The organism is Halobaculum sp. XH14, from assembly GCF_032116555.1.
Lineage (GTDB): Archaea > Halobacteriota > Halobacteria > Halobacteriales > Haloferacaceae > Halorarum > Halorarum halobium.
Genome location: NZ_CP134949.1, coordinates 2,649,053 through 2,669,599 on the forward strand (window position 1 = coordinate 2,649,053; position 20,547 = coordinate 2,669,599).

At 71.3% G+C, this 20,547-nt stretch carries 20 protein-coding genes and 1 tRNA gene; 8 read left to right on the forward strand and 13 right to left on the reverse strand.

Annotation, left to right across the window (positions count from 1 at the left end):
- Positions 1-547 precede the first annotated feature (547 nt).
- Positions 548-1,102: a GMP synthase subunit A gene (locus RJT50_RS13590; RefSeq protein ID WP_313692024.1), complete on the reverse strand. Its 555-nt coding sequence runs from the start codon at positions 1,100-1,102 to the stop codon at positions 548-550.
- 76 nt (positions 1,103-1,178) lie between these two features.
- Positions 1,179-1,751 (reverse strand): DUF7097 family protein, encoded by a 573-nt coding sequence (locus tag RJT50_RS13595; protein WP_313692026.1) that lies wholly within the window; start codon positions 1,749-1,751, stop codon positions 1,179-1,181.
- A gap of 164 nt (positions 1,752-1,915) precedes the next feature.
- Here RJT50_RS13595 and RJT50_RS13600 point away from each other — a divergent pair, with 164 nt between their 5' ends.
- From RJT50_RS13600 to RJT50_RS13620, 5 genes are all read left to right on the forward strand, one after another.
- On the forward strand, positions 1,916-2,299 hold the full coding sequence (locus RJT50_RS13600; RefSeq protein ID WP_425499682.1) for a DUF192 domain-containing protein: 384 nt from the start codon (positions 1,916-1,918) through the stop codon (positions 2,297-2,299).
- A 144-nt stretch (positions 2,300-2,443) separates the two neighbouring features.
- Positions 2,444-4,015, forward strand: a complete 1,572-nt coding sequence (locus RJT50_RS13605) for a 2-isopropylmalate synthase (RefSeq protein WP_425499683.1) — start codon at positions 2,444-2,446, stop codon at positions 4,013-4,015.
- A 405-nt stretch (positions 4,016-4,420) separates the two neighbouring features.
- Positions 4,421-4,768: a hypothetical protein gene (locus RJT50_RS13610; protein WP_313692027.1), complete on the forward strand. Its 348-nt coding sequence runs from the start codon at positions 4,421-4,423 to the stop codon at positions 4,766-4,768.
- 70 nt (positions 4,769-4,838) lie between these two features.
- The gene (locus RJT50_RS13615; protein ID WP_313692028.1) at positions 4,839-5,339 is read left to right on the forward strand and encodes a gamma carbonic anhydrase family protein; all 501 of its coding nucleotides are present in this window, start codon (positions 4,839-4,841) and stop codon (positions 5,337-5,339) included.
- Between the two features lie 211 nt (positions 5,340-5,550).
- On the forward strand, positions 5,551-5,865 hold the full coding sequence (locus RJT50_RS13620; RefSeq protein ID WP_313692029.1) for a DUF8081 domain-containing protein: 315 nt from the start codon (positions 5,551-5,553) through the stop codon (positions 5,863-5,865).
- Positions 5,866-5,914: 49 nt separating this feature from the next.
- On the opposite strand, the gene RJT50_RS13625 is transcribed toward RJT50_RS13620, so the two are convergent.
- Positions 5,915-6,442: a phosphopantetheine adenylyltransferase gene (locus RJT50_RS13625; protein ID WP_313692030.1), complete on the reverse strand. Its 528-nt coding sequence runs from the start codon at positions 6,440-6,442 to the stop codon at positions 5,915-5,917.
- 267 nt (positions 6,443-6,709) lie between these two features.
- Between RJT50_RS13625 and RJT50_RS13630 the strand changes: the two genes are divergently transcribed.
- Positions 6,710-7,288 (forward strand): zinc-dependent metalloprotease family protein, encoded by a 579-nt coding sequence (locus RJT50_RS13630; RefSeq protein WP_313692032.1) that lies wholly within the window; start codon positions 6,710-6,712, stop codon positions 7,286-7,288.
- Between the two features lie 71 nt (positions 7,289-7,359).
- Here RJT50_RS13630 and RJT50_RS13635 read toward each other — a convergent pair.
- Positions 7,360-7,444 (reverse strand) — tRNA-Ser (locus tag RJT50_RS13635).
- Positions 7,445-7,558: 114 nt separating this feature from the next.
- On the opposite strand from RJT50_RS13635, the gene RJT50_RS13640 reads away from it, so the two are divergent.
- Positions 7,559-8,521 carry an AAA family ATPase gene (locus RJT50_RS13640; RefSeq protein ID WP_313692034.1) on the forward strand — a complete coding sequence of 321 codons (963 nt, stop codon included), beginning with the start codon at positions 7,559-7,561 and terminating at the stop codon, positions 8,519-8,521.
- A 151-nt stretch (positions 8,522-8,672) separates the two neighbouring features.
- Here the strand turns inward: RJT50_RS13640 and RJT50_RS13645 are convergent, their stop codons facing one another.
- From RJT50_RS13645 to RJT50_RS18680, 8 genes are all read right to left on the reverse strand, one after another.
- Positions 8,673-9,167, reverse strand: coding sequence for a DUF7519 family protein (locus RJT50_RS13645; RefSeq protein ID WP_313692036.1), 495 nt, complete (start codon positions 9,165-9,167; stop codon positions 8,673-8,675).
- On the reverse strand, positions 9,164-10,459 hold the full coding sequence (locus RJT50_RS13650; protein WP_313692037.1) for a DUF58 domain-containing protein: 1,296 nt from the start codon (positions 10,457-10,459) through the stop codon (positions 9,164-9,166). Before RJT50_RS13650 ends, RJT50_RS13645 begins: the two co-directional genes overlap by 4 nt.
- On the reverse strand, positions 10,456-11,133 hold the full coding sequence (locus tag RJT50_RS13655; RefSeq protein ID WP_313692038.1) for a DUF7269 family protein: 678 nt from the start codon (positions 11,131-11,133) through the stop codon (positions 10,456-10,458). The genes RJT50_RS13650 and RJT50_RS13655 overlap by 4 nt, the downstream gene beginning before the upstream one ends.
- Entirely contained in the window at positions 11,130-12,161 is a 1,032-nt protein-coding gene (locus RJT50_RS13660; RefSeq protein WP_313692039.1) for a DUF4129 domain-containing protein, read from the reverse strand. The genes RJT50_RS13655 and RJT50_RS13660 overlap by 4 nt, the downstream gene beginning before the upstream one ends.
- Before the next feature lie 185 nt (positions 12,162-12,346).
- Positions 12,347-14,107 carry a helix-turn-helix transcriptional regulator gene (locus tag RJT50_RS13665; protein WP_313692041.1) on the reverse strand — a complete coding sequence of 587 codons (1,761 nt, stop codon included), beginning with the start codon at positions 14,105-14,107 and terminating at the stop codon, positions 12,347-12,349.
- Positions 14,108-14,393: 286 nt separating this feature from the next.
- A complete protein-coding gene (locus RJT50_RS13670; protein WP_313692042.1) occupies positions 14,394-14,996 on the reverse strand; it encodes a DUF7504 family protein in 603 nt (200 codons plus the stop codon).
- Between the two features lie 444 nt (positions 14,997-15,440).
- Positions 15,441-16,649, reverse strand: coding sequence for a DUF7282 domain-containing protein (locus RJT50_RS13675; RefSeq protein WP_313692043.1), 1,209 nt, complete (start codon positions 16,647-16,649; stop codon positions 15,441-15,443).
- A 317-nt stretch (positions 16,650-16,966) separates the two neighbouring features.
- The gene (locus RJT50_RS18680; protein ID WP_425499684.1) at positions 16,967-18,460 is read right to left on the reverse strand and encodes an ATP-binding protein; all 1,494 of its coding nucleotides are present in this window, start codon (positions 18,458-18,460) and stop codon (positions 16,967-16,969) included.
- Between the two features lie 173 nt (positions 18,461-18,633).
- Here RJT50_RS18680 and RJT50_RS13685 point away from each other — a divergent pair, with 173 nt between their 5' ends.
- A complete protein-coding gene (locus tag RJT50_RS13685) occupies positions 18,634-19,086 on the forward strand; it encodes a hypothetical protein (protein WP_313692044.1) in 453 nt (150 codons plus the stop codon).
- A 121-nt stretch (positions 19,087-19,207) separates the two neighbouring features.
- Here RJT50_RS13685 and RJT50_RS13690 read toward each other — a convergent pair whose 3' ends face one another.
- On the reverse strand, positions 19,208-20,434 hold the full coding sequence (locus tag RJT50_RS13690) for an MFS transporter (RefSeq protein ID WP_313692046.1): 1,227 nt from the start codon (positions 20,432-20,434) through the stop codon (positions 19,208-19,210).
- Between the last annotated feature and the right edge of the window lie 113 nt (positions 20,435-20,547).

Genomic DNA, 20,547 nt, shown 5'->3' on the forward strand with positions numbered 1-20,547 from the left:
ACTCGGTGCGGCCGCTGCGCTCGTTCGGCTGCGGTGCTTGTCGGTCCGCGCCTGCGTCGATAGCCGCGGCCCCTTCCAGTCCCACCCACCGTACCGCACGGCACGGCGCCTTCCCCTCCCCAGCCTCCTGCGCTCCTCGGCCTTCGCGGGACTCGCTTTGCTCGACCCGCGTGCTCTCGTTCGCTCCTGCGTCGCTCACGAGAGCTTCGGCCTGCGGTGCTCGTCCCTCGCACGAGCGGTCGCGCCGGCGCGCGACCGCCACGTGCCACGTGGCTGATTCCCGTCGCGACGCACCTGGAATCGGACCGCCGTGCTCGCCCGAGTCACTGGCAGGGTGGGAATGGAAGGGGCCGCGGCTCTCGGGGAACCCCGGACCCGTAAGCACCGCAGCGACCGCAGGGAGCGAGGAGCGCAGCGCGGTCCGCGGGAGCCGAGAGCCGCGGGGGCTTCCGCGGTCGTCACCACGAGCCACCAAGCGACTGTCCCGTTACAACCACAACTTCCTCAAAACCCTCACCGAACCAAATTCTATATCGCGAAAAACGATTTACCGGCAGATCTCGACGAAGTTCTCGAAGACCTCCTGTCCCCGTTCCGTATGCGAGACTTCGGGGTGCCACTGGACGCCGTAGAGGTCACGCGCCACGTCGCTCATCGCTTCGACGCCACAGACGTCGCTCTCGGCGGTCACGGTGAACCCGTCGGGTACCTGCTTCACTTCGTCGGCGTGGCTCGCCCAGGTTCGAGTCTCGGGAGCGAGCGATCCGATCAGGGGGTCCTCGTCGTCGGAGATGGTCACGTCGACGTCGGCGTAGCCGCCGTACTCGCCGCCGCCGACGGTGCCGCCGAGCAGCTCGGCGATGGCCTGGTGGCCGAGACAGACGCCGAGCACCGGCAGGTCCATCTCAAGGTACTCCGCGGTGCGGCCGATGCGGTCCATGCTCGGTCCGCCCGAGAGAACGAGGCCGTCCGCGTCGATGTCGGCGGGAGGGGTGTCGTTGTCCACGACGTCGGTGTCGACGCCGGCGTCCCGGAGGGCACGACCTTCCAGGTGGGTGAACTGGCCGTGGTTGTCGATGACCACGATGCGCGGTGCGCTCATGTCGGCTGTAGCGGCGACGCGGTGAAAAGCCGTCCGCTTCGCGCGACCGGCGATCGACAGTTCGGCCGGGTCGAAATCAGCCCCCGTCCTGTCGTTCCCGGGCGGTCGAGAAGCCGAACTCGCCCATCTCGGTGCCGCGCCGCGACTCCCGTTCGGCGATCGCCTCCGGGTCCGGGTTCGCGTCGTCGTCCACCCGGGCGAACCCGTTGTGGACCTTGGCGTGACACCAGCGACAGAGGCCCACCGTGATCTCGTGGGTCGGCTCGCCCTCCGTGTCGTCCGTCACGCCGATGTCGTCCTCCCCGCCCGCACCCCCGGGAGATCCGGCCCCGGCGTAGGAGAGGTGGTGCTCCTCGACGAGCGGTCTGGCCGCGTCGTGGGCCATCCGGACCTCCTCCAGCCCGCACCGCGCACAGGCCTTCCCGTCGGTCGTCGACCGGTAGTGTGAGCAGTCGGTCCAGTCCGCCTCCTCGTCGCCGGCGACACAGTCGTAGCCCGCGGCCCGGCGCTCGGCCGCGAACGCCGGGTCGTTCCCGGCGTGATCGAGCGCGTACCGACACCGACCGTCGCCCGTGAGGTGATCACAGCGACCGGCGTGCTCGTACGGGTCGTCCACGCCGACCGGCGTCCCGTCCGGCGTCTCCTCCATACGTGGGCTGGCGCGTCCTGCCTGTTAAGCCCTTCTCGTCGGTGCTGAGCCGGGACCGGGTCCGTGGCACGTCGCGGATCGACGGAGATCGTGTAGTCCATTCCGCTATAGAGAATACCCGCCAGGGCGGAACGGTGAAGTCGGAGGCGGCGGAGGGAATCGGCGTGCAAGTCGTCCACCATCCCGCCGACGCCACCGGCGTCGCGAGTACGGCCGACGACGCGACGGCAGGGCGCGTCCTGGCCGCCGACGCGGAGACGGCGGACTCGTTTCTCGCGCAGGCGCGGGGGCTGATGTTCCGCCGGTCGGTTCCCGAGGGCTACGCGCTCGTCTTCCCGTTCGAGGAGGTCGGGTCGCGCGATCTCCACATGGTGTTCGTGCCGTTCGCCATCGACGCGCTCTGGCTGGTGGACGGCGAGGTGCGGGAGCGGAAACGCCTCCGCCCCTGGCTCGGCATCGGCGTCGGCGAGGCCGACACCGTCATCGAGCTGCCGGCGGGCGCGGCCGACGGCGTCGAGGCGGGCGACCGGATCGAACTGCGGGAGTGAGATCGAGTGTGGGGAGGGATCGACCCCGAGAGGGAAGCAGTCGTCGAGCGCGAGCCGCAATTCTTGCGCGCCCGACAGTCGGACCTGTCCGGTCGGTCCGGTTTATGCACCCATGGGCTCGAGGGTGGAGCGAGCATATGACTCGTGACCGCTTTATTCGGGTGCGAACCCACTAACTCCTCACTCCCCCGATCGATCGACGTAACGTTCCTCGACACGACGCTGCGCGACGGCGAGCAGATGCCGGGCGTCTCCCTGTCGGCCGACGAGAAGGCAGCCATCGCGCGCGACCTCGACGCCGCCGGCGTCGACATCGTGGAGGCCGGCTCCGCGTGTACCAGCGCGAGCGAGCGAGAGACGATCCGCCGCGTGGCGGGGCTGGGGCTCGATGCGACCGTCACCAGCTTCGCGCGCGGCGTGCGCGCGGACGTGGACCACGCGCTGGACTGTGACGTCGACGGCGTGAACCTCGTCGTCCCGGCCAGCGACCGCCACGTCGAGACGAAGGTGGGCTCCTCGCACGAGGACGTGCTGGCCCGCACCGTCGAACTCGTCGAGTACGCCCGCGATCACGGGCTCTGGGTCGAGGTGCTCGGCGAGGACGGCTCCCGGGCCGACCTCGACTTCCTCGACCGGCTCTCGGCGGTGGCGATGGAGGCCGGGGCGGACCGGGTCTGCTACTGTGACACCGTCGGCGCGGCCTCGCCCGAGCGGACGGCGGAGGTCGTCTCGACGCTCGCGGCCCACGGCCCCGTCTCGGTCCACACCCACGACGACCTGGGACTGGCAAACGCGAACGTGCTGGCCGGGTTGAACGCCGGTGCCGACCTCGTGCACGCCACGGTCAACGGCGTCGGCGAGCGCGCCGGCAACGTCGCGCTGGAGGAAGTCGCCGTCGCGCTGGAGCGCTGCTACGGCGTCGAGACGCTGGATCTCGCGGAGCTGTACCGGCTCGCCCGCCGGGTCGCGGACGCCACCGGCGTCCCGCTCGGAGCGAACAAGGCCGTCGTCGGCGACAACGCGTTCGCCCACGAGAGCGGCATCCACACCGACGGGACGCTGAAGGACGGCCGGATGTACGAGCCGTACCCGCCCGAGACGGTCGGGCGCGAGCGCCGCCTCGTCCTCGGAAAACACGCCGGACGCGCCGGCGTGAAGGCGGCCCTCTCCGAGCAGGGGTTCGACCCCGACGGGGAGGAACTGGACGACATCGTCGCGCGCGTGAAGGACCTCGGCGATCGGGGCAAGCGCGTCACCGACGCCGATCTCGCCGCCGTCGCCGGGGACGTCCTCGGCCGCGAGCGCGACCGGCGCGTCGAACTGCTGTCGCTCTCGGCGACGAGCGGCGCGGACGTGCCGACCGCGAGCGTGCGGCTCCTGGTCGAAGACGAGGAGCGGACGGCAGCAGGCACGGGCAGCGGCCCGGTCGACGCCGCGGTGGAGGCGGTCCGCTCGGCGCTGGGGCCCGACGCGAACGCCTCGCTGGAGTCGTACCACGTCGACGCCGTGACGGGCGGCACCGACGCGGTCGTCGCCGTCGAGGTGACGATGCGCCGGGGCGACCGGACGGCCACGGTGTCCGCCGCGGACGCGGACATCACCCGCGCGAGCGTCGAGGCCGCCGTGGACGCGCTCGACCGCCTGCTGGCCGCGGAGGCGGACGCGGCCGAGGAGTCGCCGAACGTCGACCCCGACGAGGAAGTCCGGGCTGAGTGATCGGGAACCGGCCGGGAAACGTGCCGGGAGCCAGCCGGCCGGCGCGCGTGACGCGAACCCCCTCGTGGGGTGAGTCGACGCGCGCGAGGGACGAGCACCGCAGGGTGCGCGACCGCAGGAAGCGCACGCGAGGAGCACAGGAGGCTGGGGAGGACGAGGTGCGGTGCCGTACGGTGGGTGGGACTGAAAGGGGCCGGCTGGCTACGCGACGGCGGACGAGACAAGCACTGCAGCGAGGGAGCGGAGCGACCGAGCGAAGCGCGCAGCGAGGCCCCCCGAGCGTAGCCAGCCGGGGGCTTTCGAGGCCGTCGTCTCAGAAAGTCACCTTCCCTGCACGTCTGGCCAGTCGATCGGTTCTCACTGCGGCCCGTACACATATCTCCCCCCACCCCGTTGCCCCGCTCGATGCGAACCCCGCGCCGCCGGACCCTCGCCGCCGCCCTCCTCGCCGGCAAGGGACTCGACGCCGTCTCGACGGTCGTCGTCCTCGCGCTGTCCGACTCCGTGCGGGAGTCGGTGCCCCTGTCGCGGGCGCTGATGGCGGCGTTCGGCCCCGTCGGCGGGATGGCGATCCTCACCGTCCTGACGATGGTCGTCGTGGGGCTGCTCGCGGAGTCGGGCGTGGTCATCGACCGCATGACCGAGGGCGGGACGCCCGAGTGGTACGTTCCGGGGCTTCGGGCGACGGTGTATCTCGGCTGTGCGGGCTGGTTCGGGCTCGTCGGCCTCTGGAACCTCTCGCACCTGCTGTGAGACGACCGGCGACCCGAGCGAACTCGCCGCCGGCCACAGGTTCAAGCCGCCCGTCGCCCAACCACGCGCCATGATCCGCTCCTTCGACGGCGTGGCCCCCGAGGTCGCCGAGTCGGCGTACGTGGACGAGGCGGCGGTGCTCATCGGCGACGTCGTCGTCGAGGCCGGGGCGAGCGTCTGGCCGAACACGACGCTCCGCGGGGACCACGGCCGAATCGTCGTCGGCGAACGGGCGAACGTCCAGGACAACGCGGTCCTGCACGAGGACGCCGTGCTGGAGCCGGACGCGACGGTGGGTCACTGCGGCATCGTCCACGCCGCGACGGTGGGGGAGGGCGCGCTCGTCGGCATGAACGCCGTCGTCCTCGACGACGCGACCGTCGGCGAGGAGGCCATCGTCGCCGCCGGGTCGGTCGTGACTGCGGGGACCGAGGTGCCGCCGCGGACGCTCGTCACAGGCGCGCCCGCCGAACCGAAGACGGACCCCGACGCGGGAACGGCCCGAGCGCCGGCCGAGCACTACGCGGAACTGGGCGAGCGCTACGACGACCTGACCGAACGCGTCGACTGACCCACTGCGATCGACTGATCCGGGCGCACGGGCCGACCCGCGAGCACCGGCCGATTCCAGCGCGCCGGCTGATCCGGCCGGGTTGGCTGATCCGGCCGGGCCGCCGCACGAAACGCGGCGTCGCCGACGACGCCGGCGTTCGAGCCGTTACCGCGGGGATTCGTCGTCGGGAGTTTGGATTTTTAAATAGCAGGACGCGCTACGCCCGGTCGTGTACCTGGTGGAGGTGAAGCCGTCGGCCCGGAAGGCCAACGGCGCGGTCGGCGGGGTCGTCAACCGCGACGGCATCCGGCACGGCTTCGAGAGCCGCGCCGCCGCGGAGGCCTGGGCCAGCGGCCTCTCCGAGTCGGGCAACCGGCCGGTGTGGATCCGGAGCGCCCACCCCACCGACCGCAGCGACGTCGACGGCTACCTCGTGAGCCGCCAGCGGCAGTTGCTCGACCTCGACGGCGCGTACGACAAGCGCCGCCGTCGCCTCCGAAACGGATCGAGCGAGCGGCGAACGCTCGCCAGGTTCGAGTTCTGAATGGCCGTGTTCCGGGCGGCCGTGCCGATGATTCACCCACGACCGGGCCTCACTCGGAGCCGTCCAGAACGCGCCCGTGTGCGTCGATCTCGCCGTTCCGGATGCGGGTGCTGCTGATCCGGGTACCGTCCTCGGCGATGACGAACGGCGAGACGTGGATCTCGAGGGGGCCAAGCCCGTCCGCCACGCGTCGCTCGTTGAGTTCGTGTGCGCGACGCTGGGCTTTCGCCTCGGGGGAGACGACGAGCGCGTCGACGTCCTCGCGGGTCGCCGCAGGGCCGTGGGTGTCCGCCAGCTCGATGATCTCGTAGGAGGCGGTGTAGGCGGCGCTCAGGTGGTCGAGTTCGGTGTCGAGGCTCTCGCGACGGCCGGAGAACGGGCCGAGGAGCTCGGCGTGGGCCGGATCGCTCCGCGTCCGCTTCGCCAGCGCGGTCGAGGTGAGGCCGACGACGACGTGACCGTCCCCCTCGCCGTCGTGGCTCGCGGTCTGGAACGCCCGCTGCAGGAGGGCGCGGTGACCGTGGTGGATCGGTGTGAACGTCCCGCCGAGGATCGCTGTGCGTTCGGTTCGGGTCACGTTCCCACTGTCGCGGCCCGCCCCCGTATACGTACAGGGACGGTCGGTGATGATCTCGAACCGCGAGCGGGTCACGGGAGGGGGAACGGGGTCAGAGGTGGGCAGGGAGCCACGGGTGGGAAACCTGACGGCCATCTCCCGTACACCAGTCGGCAACGGTTCCACGCCCACGGACATGTCTCCGGAAGTGAAATCACCGGCGTCTGAACCGTACTCCGCAGGATTTGGTAACCAAACGTTGATGGTGGGACGCTCGTCTGGTCCGCCGTGTCCCGGGCCGGACGCCCGCCGCTCGCGCGCCTCGGCGCGCTCGCGGTCGGGCTCGCGGTGCTCTGCTCCGCGGTGACCGTGGGCTATCCGGTCGTCGCCGCACAGTCGGAACTCCCGAACGTTGACCAGCTCAGGAACCCCGCCGCGGCGGACAACCCGTGGGAGCAGTCGACCGTCTCGGTGTACGTCGGCCACGACGAGTCGGCCGACGCCGCGGACGTCGGGTTCGCCGACCGGGAACTCGACCACTGGGAGGCGCACGCGAGCGAATACGCCGGGAGCAACGTCTCCTTCGAGCGCGTCGAGGACCGCGAGTCTGCCGACCTGGTCGTCCTGTTCCGTGAGGAGGTGAACTGTGGCCCCCAGCGCTTCGCCGTGGGCTGTGCGAAGCGCGAGACCGTCGAGCGGACGGGGACGGTCACGACCGCGACGATCACCGTCCGGACCGGCTACGACGACCGGGTGATCAGGCGGACGCTCCGCCACGAGATGGGCCACGTGTTCGGCCTCGACCACGAGGACCGCGACGAGTTCCCGTTCATGAAGGGCACCGTTCGTGTCGGCTCCGGGGAGTAGATTCGACGTCGTCGCCGGCGAGGAGAGTCGGTCGAGACGTGTCGCTCGCGGTGCCGCGTCGCCGTCAGAAGCGCCGAGGGGGAGATTTGAACTCCCGAGTCCGAATGGACAGCAGATTTCGAATCTGCCGCCTTGGCCAGGCTAGGCTACCTCGGCTCGTTCGTTCGAAGACGGGACAGCGTTTAATCGGTTTCGGTTCCCGAACTCGGGTCCCGCCACGCGCCGTCGGGAACCCGGGGAGTTATTCGTCGCGGCGTGCCCACACCCCGCATGGACGTATCCGAGGCGAGCGCGGCCGGTTCGGACGTGCTCTCGGCCCTCCGCCGGGCGATCATCGCCGACGACGAGTTCTTCGAGGACGTACTGTTGGGACTCCTCTCGGGCGGTCACGTGCTCATCGAGGACGTGCCGGGCACCGGAAAGACGCTGACCGCGCGGTCGTTCGCCACCGCCCTGGGCCTCTCCTTCTCGCGCGTGCAGTTCACGCCCGACCTGCTGCCCTCCGACGTGACGGGGACGAACGTGTACGACGAGGGCGCGGGCGAGTTCGAGTTCTCCGAGGGTCCCGTCTTCGCGAACGTGGTGCTGGCCGACGAGATCAACCGCGCGCCGCCCAAGACCCAGGCCGCGCTGCTCGAGGCGATGGAGGAAGAGCAAGTCACCGTCGACGGCGAGACGTACGAACTCCCGTCGCCGTTCTTCCTCATCGCGACGCAAAACCCCGTCGAGCAGGAGGGGAACTTCCCGCTGCCCGAGGCACAGCTCGACCGGTTCAACGTCAAGACCTCGATGGGCTACCCGGACCTGGCGGGTGAGGTCGAACTCCTCCGTCGCCGCGCCGGCCGGGACGAGCAGGACCCATCCGTCGGGCGGGTACTCGACGAGGAACGGGTCGTCGGGGTCAGGGACGCGCCGGAGTCGGTCCACGTCGAGGACGACCTGCTGGAGTACATGGCCGCGGTGGCCCGCGCCACCCGCTCGGACCGCCGCGTCGAGGTCGGCGTCTCGCCGCGTGGCACCCAGCGCCTGTTCGAGGCCGCGCGCGCGGCCGCCGTGCTCGCGGATCGAACGTTCCTCACCCCCGACGACGTGAAACGGGTCGCCCAGCCGGCGCTCGCGCACCGACTCGTGCTGACGCCCGACGCCCGCGTCGACGACGTGGCGAAGGCCGACGTGCTCTCGGCGGTGCTCGAGCGGGTCGAGGTCCCGACCGTACAGGACGTCGAGGCGTGAGGACGCGGTGAAATCGGGAGCAGTCGTCGGGTCGTCCGAACCAGTGGCTGCGTTCGGGGTCACGGCACCGCCATCGCCCCAGCGGACGCGAGTGTTTCCGCCGGCCCCCGATTCCACCACATCCCCGAAGGGATCGACGGAAACCCGGAGCCTACCGCACGGCGCTCGCGAGCACCACCGCGCCGAACAGGAGGAACACGAGCGCGACCATCGGCTGCCCGCCCGAGGCCGCGCTGTAGACGCCAAAGGCGACGGCGGCCGCGACCGTCCCGACCGCGAGGCTCGCTGCGGTGTGGACCGCGACGTTCCTGGTCACGTCCGTCTCGCGGCCGAGTTGCTCGCCGAGGCCGATCGCGTGCTCGCCGACGTCCCAGGCGACCGCCGCCGCGACCGCGCCGACGAGCGACGTGCCGACGGTGGCACCGCCGACCGCGTTCCCGACGAGGACGGCGACGGCGATTGCGACGGCACCAGCGCCCAGCACGCGCCGGGAGGCGGCGAGCGAACCGGCCGCGACGAGCACGACGCCGACCGCCGCGACCCCCGCGCCGATCGGCGAGGCGAGCGCGAGCGCGGCCGCCCCGACGAGCGCGGCGACGACGGCACCCCAGACGCCGGCCGCGGGCGGTCGCCGTGTGACCGTCACCGCGACCACCGCGCCGCCGCGCGTTCGAGTTCGGTCGCCAGCGACTCGTCGCCCCAGTCCAGCACGCGGATGCCGGCCCGGCGGAGCTCCGAGAGCCGGTTCCCCCGTTCGATCCGCGCGAACGTGCGCCCCGGCGTGTCGTCGGCGGTCGGGTCCGGGCTGACGACCGTCACCGCGTGACCGTACGCGTCGAGGCGGCGCGCGACCGTCACCGCGTAGTCGTCGGCCACCGGCGAGCAGAAGATGACCTGCGCGTCGGCGGGGAGGCGCCGTCGGAACCGGCGGAGCCACGTCGTCGGGAGGAAGCGCTCGGTCGGCGGCGTCGGCGCGAGCGACGGGTGCGTCCCGAGCAGGTCACGCGCCTTCGTGGCGTGGTCGGCCCCGCTGCCGGGCGGCAGCCAGCACTCGCCGGGGGCGAACGCGGCGACGCCGACGCGGTCGCCGCTGTCGAGCAGCGCCGAGCAGGCCTGCGTCGCCGCGTCGACGCCGCGCTCGACGGCGTTCTCGGCCTCGGGGTCGGGCGCGAGATACGAGCCCTCGCGGGCGTCGATACAGAGCACGACCGTCGCCGCGCGCTCCTCGCGGAACTGGAGCGTCGAGAGCTCACCCGTCCGCGCGTAGCGTGCCCAGTTCACCCGTTTTGCCGGGTCGCCGTGGCGGTACTCCCGGGTCGAGTGGAACTCCAGGCCCGCGCCGCCGACGTCGGTGGCGACGCGCCCGGCGTACTGGGTCGTCAGCCCGCGGAGCGGGAGCGACGCGCTCGCCTCGAGTTCCGGCGCACAGCGCATCGTCGTCTCGACGGTCGCGCGCTCGTCGTGCTCGCGGGACCCGCTCGGGTTGCGCGTGATGACGTGGATCGGCTCCCACTCGTGGGCGCCCCTGACCGCAGTCACCGTGTATCGGAGCGTCGCCGCCTTGCCGGGCCGGAGCGCGGTGCCGAGCCGTGCGGACTCCTCGACCGCGAGCGCCGGCGGGACGCCGTCGACGAGCCTGAGGTCCGGCACGACGCCATCGCCCGCGTTCCGGACGCGGAGCGTCACCGTCACCTCCTCGCCCGGGTCGGGCGTCGTCGTCGAGAGTTCGCGGGTGAACTCGAGCGCCGGCTCGGGTGCCGAGTCGGCCCGCGCGTAGGCGGCGAAGGTCACCCCGACGGCGCCGGCGACGACGAGCGGCGGGCTCTGCAACAGCGCGCCGAGCCCGATGGGGACCAGCGCGAGCGCCGCCATCCCGGCCCAGCGCCCCGTCGGAACGATGCCGCTCGGATCGAGCTGTTCGGGCAGCGTCGACGTCATCGGTTCGACCTCCCCATTTCGCCCTCGGGGACGACCCGCCGTAGCCGCCTGCCGACGGCGCGGACCAGCCCGCGGACGTCGCCCGACTCGGGCGGCTCGGGCGGCTCACGCCGGTCCGGTTCGACCGATCCGGTCCGTGCGTCAGCCAGCGCCTCGACGGTCCGCCTGGCCGCGAAGGTGAACTCGACGTCGGAGCCGAGGACCCGCCTGATCCGGACGGACGGCGGCGGCGAGACGTCCGAGCCGAGGAACCACGCCGCGACCGGGTCGTCGGTCCAGGTCCCCCCCTCGACGGCGGCGGCCACGCTCGCCTCGTCGTAGTCGCCGCGGGCCCGGAGGGTCTCGCGGGTGACCCGCCGGAACCGGTCGTGGAGTTCGCGGCGTCGCTTGATGCTTCCGACCGAGAGCCCGTCCGCGCCGGCGAGGTGCTCGTCGATCTCCCTCCCCGGGGACGGGACCTCGTAGCGGTCCTCCACGTCGGCGGTCTCGGTCGCCCGGTCGTCCACGTCGCGCGCAGCGCTCGCGTAGCGGAGCCCCTGCACGAGCGCGAACGCCCCCACGCCCGTCACGAACAGGTAACTCATGGAGCCGAACGGGGCCGCGAGCCCGCGCTGGAGGACGACCGTGAACCCGAAGACGACCGCGACCAGTCCGAGGGCGGCGCTCCGCCTCATCGGTCCGACCCGTCGCCGGACTCGTCCGTCCCCGTTGTGGTGCCGGCGCCGTCGGTCGCCCCACCGGCCCGGTCCGCGGGGTCACTGGTCCCGTCCGCGTACGTCCCCTCGATCCGTCGGAAGGCCGCGATGGCACGCTCCTCGCGCTCGGCAGTCGGATCCGCCCCGCCGTAGCGGACCGCCTCAAACACGTCGGTCAGCTCCGCCACGTCCGCCCGGTCCATCCCCGCATCGACGGCCGCGTCCGCGAACTCGGCCGGCGTGCTCGCCCGCGGGTTCTCGACGTCGAGCAGGGCGGTCATCTCGCTCCACGCGCGGTACACCTCGTTGCCGAGCACGGCATCTGCCTCCAGCCGATCGGCGGCCTCGCCCGCGAGGGCACCCAGTGCCGCCCGCCGGTCGGCCGGGGGGAGGTCGGGCTCCTCCTCGGCGGGTTCGCGCTCGTCGTCGCCCGTCGAGACGAACAGCAGCGCGAGGCTCCCCAGCAGCGCGAGCACGATGAGGACGCCCACGAGCGTCGTCGGCGTCGAGAGCGCGTCGCCCGCCGCGTTCATCCCCGACGACCCGCCGCCGGCCCCCAACCCGCTCGCGTTGACCGTTCTTCGCGTCGCGGAGAGCGCCAGCTGGGTCGGCGACCGGGTACAGGAAACGAGCGCGAGATAGACGACGCCGAACGGGAAGCAGGCGGCGGCGACGAACAGCGCGCTCAGCCCCGGCGCCCCGGTGGTGCGGTACACCGCGAGGAAGAACAGGCCGACTGCGGCGAGCAGGGTCAGCTGGACGAGCGGCCGGGTGAGAAATTCGACGCAGACGGTGACGCCGAGCTCCGCCCCGGCCGACTCGCCGCCGAAGTCGATGCCGCCGGCCGGCCGCCCCCCGAACCCTTCCTCCTCGGACGCCGAGCCCGCGCCGAAGCCGCCGCTGTTGCTCGTCGACGTCGCGGAGTCGAGCGTCGCGGCCGCCGCCCCGAGCGCGAGGACGGCGAGGGCCGCGAGGAGGGCCGTGGCGGCGGTCCGTCTGTCAACCACGTTGCTCGGTATCACGGGGCGGGCGGTAAATAGCCGACGGAAGTCACCCGACGGCGTCCACACGCGCGGGTCGATTTTCGGCTCCCGGCCCGCCGAGGAGGGGACCGCCGGGGAGGCCGTCCGCGATCGGACCTGCGACGATGGGAACCTCGACGAGCGGCCGGCCGGGAACCCGGACGGAAGCGCTACGACGAGAACGGCGAGTCGGCGCCCTCCGGCTCCTCGCCGGGCAGCGTGATGACGTTGCCGCGACCGACGTTGATCTTGGTCACCTGCCCGGCGTCGTCCATGCGCGAGAGCACCCGGCTCACCTTCGATTTCGACCAGCCGGTCTCGTCCACGAGCGCCGACTGCCTGACGCGCCCGCCGTTCCGCCGCAGCACCGCCAGCACCGCGTCCTCGTTGCTCAACATCTCCAGCGGGACCTCGGCGGGTCCGTCCTCGGGAGGCGCGTCCCGCGGGTCGCCACCGCCCGACGGGTCGCTCGCGCTCCCCTCCGTCCCGCCGCCGATCGCGTCGCCGACTCGCGTCCTGAGTTCGTCGATCCGGGCCCGGACGGTGGGCCAGAGCGCCGCGATCCAGCCGGCGACCCGCGACTCGGCGGCCGCGTCCCGGACCCGGCCCGGGACGTGCGGGAGCCAGCGCTCCCGGGTCGCCCAGAGCGCGCCACCCAGGACGGCCGCGAGGAACGGGACGCCCAGCAGCACGGGAAGCAGGGGGAGTTGGGGCGGGGCGTCGACCTCGTTCCCGTCGCCGACGCCGTCGCCGTCCGAGTCGGCGTTCGTCGGGTCCGTGTCGTACCGGTTCACTTCCAGTCCGTCGCTCAGCCCGTCCCCGTCGGTGTCGGCCCGGTTGGGGTTCGTCTCGTGGGTGTTCACCTCGACGCCGTCCGTGAGGCCGTCGCCGTCCGTGTCGGCGGTCGTCGGGTCCGTCCCGTACTCGCTCACCTCCACCCCGTCCGAGAGGCCGTCGTCGTCGGAGTCGGCGGTCGTCGGGTCCGTGTCGTACGTGTGGACCTCCAGCGCGTCCGAGAGGCCGTCGTCGTCGGTGTCGGCCGCCGTCGGGTTCGTCTCGTGCTGGCGCACCTCCGCGGCGTCCGAGAGGCCGTCGCCGTCCGTGTCGGGGTCGCGGGGGTCCGTCTCGTGGGTGTTTACCTCGAGCGCGTCGTTCAGGCCGTCGCCGTCCGAGTCCGCACGGTTGGGGTCCGTGCCGAACTCGGTCACCTCCACCGCGTCGTCGAGCCCGTCGCCGTCCGTGTCGGCGCGGGTCGGGTCCGTCTCGTGGGTGTTCACCTCGACGCCGTCGTTCAGGCCGTCGCCGTCCGTGTCGGCGCGGGTCGGGTCGGTCCCGAACGTGTCGAGTTCGAGCCCGTCGACGAGTCCGTCCTCGTCCGTGTCCGGATCGGTGAAGTTCGTCCCGCCGCCGACCTCCCGCTGGTTCGAGGCGCCGTCGGCGTCGGCGTCGGCGCTCTTCTCGATGACCGAGACGTTGTGGGTCTCGCGCGCGGCCTCCTCGCGCGTGAGCGTGTCCGCGGTGACGACGATGCTCACCGTCTGTTCGCCCCGGAACGCCTCGGGCCAGCCGTCGAACGAGAACGTCAGTTCCTGCGTGCTGTTGCCCGAGAGGACGACCTCCTGACAGTCGAGGTCGCTCGCCGACCGGTCGTCGGCCGGCTCCGACCTGACACAGACCTCGTAGTGGCCGTCGCCCTCGCTCCCGGTCGTCTCCAGCGTCACGTTCACCGTCGTCACCTCGTCGGCCCAGACGAACTGCGTGTCCCCCCGCGTGGCGAACACGTCCGCCTGGCCGAACCCGCTCTCGGCGATGGTGACCTGGCCGGCCTCCTGGGCCGAGACCCCGGCGACCGGCGCGAGGAGCGCCACGAGCAGCACGGCCGCTACGAGGACGGCTCGGACGGTCTCGCGGCTCGGTCGAGTGCTGAACACGGGCTGGACTCCTGGTTCGTACAGCCGTTTCCGTTCTGGGACTTAACCCTTTCGCGCCGCGGTTGCGACTGTTGCAACTGATGAAACAGTCCGAAACGGTACCATAATTTACCAGAAATATTACCGTCCAGCACCGCGTTCTAAAGTGAAACGGTCAGTTTCGATATATTTCTTCGTTGGAGGGCTGGTGGGTCGACGGCGGCGTCCCCCCGAACGCCGCCGGAACCCACCGCGGGAACCGGGCCACGTCAGCTCAGTGGGTGCCCTTCGCTCGCACGTCGCCCCGTCAGCGACGCTTGATCACGGTCGCCCCGTCGGCGTCGACGCGCACGACTGCGTCCATCAGCGACGCGAAGGTGTCGACGGTCATCTCGTCGTGTGCCTCCGGCGTGAGATGGTAGTGGGCGAACGCGTCCGCGGCCGCGAGGCGGTTCGCCATCGCGTTGCAGAACCGGTAGCCACGCTGTCTGTCGACGTACTGGAGCAGGGCCGTGAGCGACGGGACACAGCAGTCGATCTGCCCGTCCGTCTCCCCCGCACGGTCGAGCAGCTTGTCGATGGCGACCCCCACGTCCGTGAGGTTCGCGGGCGAGGAGACCGACTCGACGGTCACTCGGTCGGTCTCGTCCACGAGCGCGACCCCCTGCGGGGTCGCGTCCACGACGTAGCAGTCCCGGCGCTCGTCCCCGTGGGTCTCCAGCATCCGCACGTCCGCACCCGTGAACGCGACGAACAGCAGCGGGCCGTCCGTCGAGAGTTCGGGTCGATGGCGTTCGAACGCGGAAGAGCCGTGCGGGTCCCCCAGGACGAGCACGTTCCCCGCGTCCGCGATACCGGGCGGACGCGAGCCGTTCTCGCGTACCGCCGACGGGCGCGACGTTCCTGACATGGCGTTTTTCGCCAGGGCGAGACCTACCTAAAAGCCGGATACCCGTCCTGATGAGTTTCCGTACACGGCAGCCACAGTTTCATTCTGTTTCAAATTCTCGGAAACGATTCGTCGGCACCCTCGAGCGGAACCGCCGCAACGATACGGAACGAAGCCGCGCGAGCGGTCGAAACAGTCCACCGCAGTCTTTCGGTTTCGCGTGAAATCCGCCGGTGCGATTCGCGCGCAGTTCGGTGGCCCGTCGCCACGGCCGGGGCGTCATCGACGGCAAACGGCCGTCGAACCGCTCGACCCAGTTCTCCGACGCGTTCCTCCGGCGGGACGAGCCACGCCCGACGCGACCGTCACCCGCGGCGCCGGGGTTCCGGACCGGCGTCGGGCGCGCGGGAATCGGAGCCGCCGGTCCGTTCGTCGGGCGGTCGGTCCGCTCGGGTCCTCCCCGGATCAGTTCCGCCAGAGCGGTCCGAGGAGCGGCGAGTCGTCCTCGGCCGTCTCGGTCACGCTCGTCTCGTTTCCGACCGTCTCGTTGTCGGCGGTGTCGGTGCCGACCGTCTCGGTTCCGTTCTCGGTACCGACCGTCTCGTTCTCGGCGGTCTCGGTGCCGACGGTTTCGTCGTCGGCGGGTTCGTCGTCGGAGACCGCTTCCTCGTCGGTGGCCGTCTCGGTGCCGTTCGTGTCGTCGGCATCGGTCTCCGTACCGACGGTCTCGTTCGCGTCGGTCTCGTTGCCGACCGTCTCGTCGTCGGTCTCGTTGGCGTCTGCGTCGTCGCCCGCCTCGTCGGCGAGCGTCACCGGCGCGGACACCGTGATCGCTTCACCGTCCTCGGTGTACGGGCCGTCCTCGGTCCCGTTCGTGGAGACGAAGTCGTAGGTCATCTCGCCCGACGGTTCGGCGGTCTCGTTCCCGTCGGTCTCGTTCTCGTCGGTTCCGTCGTCACCGACTTCGGTCGCGTTGTCGGCCATCGCGCCGCTCGTCTCCATGTGAGGCATCGCGATGAGGAGCTGACTCTCGGTCAGTTCGCTCTCGGTGAAGTTCGCGCCGGGGACGTCGTCGTACAGGGTCACCGTGACGTTGTCGTGGTAGCCCGGTTCGAGGTACTCGGACACCCCGACGACGCTGCCGATCGCGTCGCCCTCGAGCAGCGTGGCGTCGTGGATGGTCACGTAGCCGCCCTCGGGGAGGAACGCCGAGTCGACGACCACTTCGGTCCCGTTCGTCTCGTGGGCCGCGAAGCTCACGTCGGCCTCGGTGGTCACCTCGAGGGTGGCGAACATGCTACTGTTCGCGGTCGTGACCCCGTGGATGTAGTCGCCGGTGTCGAAGCCGCCCGTGTCGTACGTCATGCTCACCGTCGTCGACTCGTTCGCCGCGAGCGTCACGGACTGGCGGACGACCACGTCCCGGTCGTTCCCGGCCAGCCTGAACGCGACGTCCTCGGTCACCTCCTCGTCGGTCGGGTTCGTGATCGTCGCGTTCACGTCGACGCTGGCGTTCGGCGTCACCGACGGCGTCGCCTCCAGCGACTCCACGACGAGGCCGGACGCCTCCGTGCCGTCCTCCTGTGCCCCCGCGGTCCAGGCCACGGCGGGCGTCAGCACCGACACGACGACCAGCGCCGCGACGAGCGATACGACTGTGTTCCGCACTGTCATTTCAATGCCTCCATCGCGGCACGTCCTGACGCTTGCTGACGGGATAAACCCCTGAAACCGTTAAGCCTCGAAAGGTATCCTTACGGTTCAGTAAGCACGATTACGGCACTTCAGCAATTGAGAGTTAGTCGACATCGAGCGAGCGAACAGGCCGACCTTTCGCGCGGCCCGAACCCGGATGGCCGACCGTACTCGGTCGCCGGCGTCGGGGTTCCGGGCGCCGTGGGTTCGCCACCGGCCGCGACACGTTCGTCCCGGCGCGGGTCGAGAATCACCCGACTGAAGAAGGGTCGGCCGGATTCGGTTCGGTCGAGGAGTCACGGAGCGACCGTCAGCAGGAACAGCCCGGCGAAGAGGGCCGCCGAGCCGAGCAGCAGCGCCGCGAGCAGCCGCGGGTCGACGCCGAGCCGGCGACCCGCCCGCCGCGTCCGCTCGCGCGAGCGCTTCAGCGCCCGCCGAACGGCGAACCTGACGCGAAAGACGCCGTAGCGAAGCCGCCAGATGACCGACTCGACGCCGTAGGCGACGAGGTGGCTCGCCTCCAGGACGATGTTGTCCTCCGGCTCGCGGTTCCGCCGTCGACGGCGACGCTTGCGTGCGATCTCGCGGTGTGCGCTGGCCCGGCTGGACCGCCTCGACCCGCCGGCCGTCGAGGAGGCGCTCGCGGTCGTCGACCCGGATCCGAGACTCGACCCGCCACCGGAGCCGCCGTTCGTCCCGCTGCCGCCCGTCATCGCGCCGCTGTCGGCCGTGCTCGACCGCGGTCTGGTGTCCGTCTCGCCGGCGCCGCCGGCGCCGTCGCCGGCGGCCGACCCGCCGTCCGCGTCGCCCGCATCGTCGCCATCAGCGTCGGCGTCCCCGTCCTCCGTGATTCGAACCCCGTCCGGGGACGCGGTCTGGGTGCCGGAGTCGCCGCCGGAGCCGTTCGAGGTGGAGTCGTCCACCTCCGCCGAGGGGTCGACCATCTGGAGTTCGGCCTCCAGGTCGGCGCTGATCGTCCGGAAGTCGGGGCGCTCGACGTCCTCCAGCCCCGGCGTCGCGCCGGCGTCAAACGTCTTCTTCCGGCGGAACTGGACCCGGTTGACCTCCTCGTCCCAGTCGGTGACGAGGATCGCCTCGCCGTCGTTCAGCTCCTCGACCATTCCCGCGTACTCGTCGTCGAGGAAGCGCCCGACGACCTTCGTGTCGTTCTCCCAGGTGAGCCGGTGCCAGACGAGCCAGTCACACTGGGTGATGAAGTCCTTGTCGACGGCCGCGGGCCGCTGGGACATCCCACAGAGACCGAGCCCGCGCTTCCGACCGCGCTTTGCCACCTGGAGCAGGATCTCGCCCACCTCGTCGAGCCCGCCCGACTCGGGGAGGTACTCGTGACACTCCTCGACGAGCAGCATGAACGGCTTCTTCGCCTTCTTCTCCCTGACGAACAGCGTCTTGACGACGCCGTGGATCAGGTCACGGGCCTCGTCCACGTCGAGATACTCCGAGACGTCGAGGATGACCGGGACGTTCTCTTCGAGCGCGAGCGTGGCGATGCGCTGGGCGTGGGTGGGCGACACCTGCACGTCACAGAGGTCGCCCGCGCCGACGTGGAGCATCTCGTAGCGCTCCTTCAGCCCGTAGTACTCGCCGTCGGTGTCGATGATGAGCAGCGGGAGGTCGAGTTCGAGCAGCTCCTCGGCGATGACGCTCGCCGTGTTAGACTTGCCGCTCCCGGACTTGCCGGTCACGAACCCGCGGCCGGTGAGGAGTTCGATGACGGGCAGGGTGGTGCCATCATCGGAGATCCTGATCTCGTCCGGGATGCCTGACATCGTTCACACCCACGTGCGCGAGGGGCCGCCATATGCCTTCTGTCGTGAGCCGGGCGCTACCGTCCCGTGACCCGGGCGCCGTGGCGTCGGACGCCCGCGGCTGATGTCCGGCCGCTGTCACCGGCGCGGGAGCCGTCGGTACCTTTTTCGCCCCCAGACGGCTGTGCTCGCACATGTCTTCCAGCAGCTGGTTCGAGGGCCAGCTCAAGCAGATCGTCCTGCTGGTCGCGGTTTCGACGGTCGTGCTGACCGCCGACTTCGTCGGCCTGCTGTCGCTGTTGACCGGACGGGCGACGGAAATCGGCACCGGCATCGGCGGGCGCTTCCCGGCCTACGTGCTCGTGATGGCGGTCGCGTTCGTCGTCACCATCGTCGGGCTGGCACGGTTCGACACGGACGGGCGGACGGTGCTCTCGGCGGCGACGGGCGTGGGCCTCCTGACGCTAGTCACGGGCGCGCTGGCCGGCGAGGGCGTCGTGTACGCCATCGCCTACCCGAGCGAAATCCTGAGTTCACAGCTCCTCTTCTACTTCGTCGCGGCCGGGCTCATCGGGACGGGACTCAGCTTCTGGACGGTCAACTACTGGCGCGACTTCACGCGGGAGGCGCGGACCGCCGGCGCGTGACCGAACTGTCCGACGGCGTGAGCGACGGCGACCGGTCCGAGCGCGACCCGTCCGATGCCGTCGGCCACGGGGACCCATCCGAGTGCGACCCATCCTCTCTCGCCCCTGGGACCATCGCGCCTCACCGGGCCGGCGTCTCGGCGACGTCGGGGTTGAGTTCGCCCGTGTGCCGGTACGTGCCGGCCAGCAGGACGACGCCGCCCAGCAGCGGGATCAGCGCACAGGCCGCGTAGACGGGGACGAACCCGAGCGCCTCCACCGCCGGGAGCGAGACGATGGGACCCAGTCCGCCCCCCACGTCGCCGAGGACGTTGTTCGTCCCCGTCGCGCGGCCCATCCGATCGGTCGGGGTCAGATCAGCCAGCAGCGCCATCAGCGGGCCGCCGACGCCGCCCTGGCCCGCGCCGATGGCGAGACAGGCCACGAGCAGGTCGGCGCGGGTGTCCGCGACCGCGAGCAGCAGGAACCCGCCGCAGGCAAGCAGGAGGAACGTCAGCAGGACCGGGATCCTGGCCTCCAGCCGGTCGCTCACCGTGCCGCCGACGAGCATGAACGCCGACCCGGCGAGCACCGTGGCGGCCATCAGGAACCCCGAGGTGCCCTGGGCCGAGTAGTCGAGGACGGTGATACCACGCTCTCCCAGCAGCAGCACCAGCGTCGCAAAGAGGACGCCGGCGTACGAGAAGTAGAGCCCGAAGTTGACGAGCCCCGCCGTCAGCGCCGGCGTGCTCCGGTCGACGTCCCAGGGCCGCACCGTCGAACTCGACTCGCTCGCGTGGGTCTCCGGGACCGTGAGGAACGCCAGCCCGCCCGACACCAGCGCGAACGCCGCCGCGAGCGCGAACGCGGTCGAGACGCTGTACATGTCGCTCACGACGCCGCCGAGCACCAGCCCCGCCGGGAAGCCGAACGTGATGCCCGCCCGGACGAACCCCATGCTCGTCCCCCGGGAGGACGCCTCGCTCACGTCGGCCGTGATGGTGTAGGCCGTCGCGAACACGAGCGCGCTGCCGAGTCCCCACGCGACCCGCGCGAGGAGGAACCAGACCTCCGGGAGTGAGGAGGCCAGCGCGACGTTGTAGCCCAGCGTCGCCACGCCCTCGACCACGAGGCCGACGATGAACGGCCGGCGGGTGCCGACCCGGTCGACGAGCGCCCCCGCGGGCGCGTTCGCGACCATCCTGACGAACCGGTTCGCGCTCAGGATGAGGCCGACCAGGAACGGGGAGATGCCGAGCACCGCCCCGAGGTTCGGCAGGATGGGGAACACGACGCCGCCGCCGAAGCCGACGAAGAACGTGCAGGCGATGACCGCGAGGATCACCGCACGGGGGCGAACGTCGCCCACTCAGGACCACCCGTCGAACCCGCGGCTGCGCGGGGCGAGCGAACCGACACGCCGACGGGAGGAGCCCGGAATCACACTGGCCGAGTAGTCAGTTCCGCCGTATCAGTCGTTCG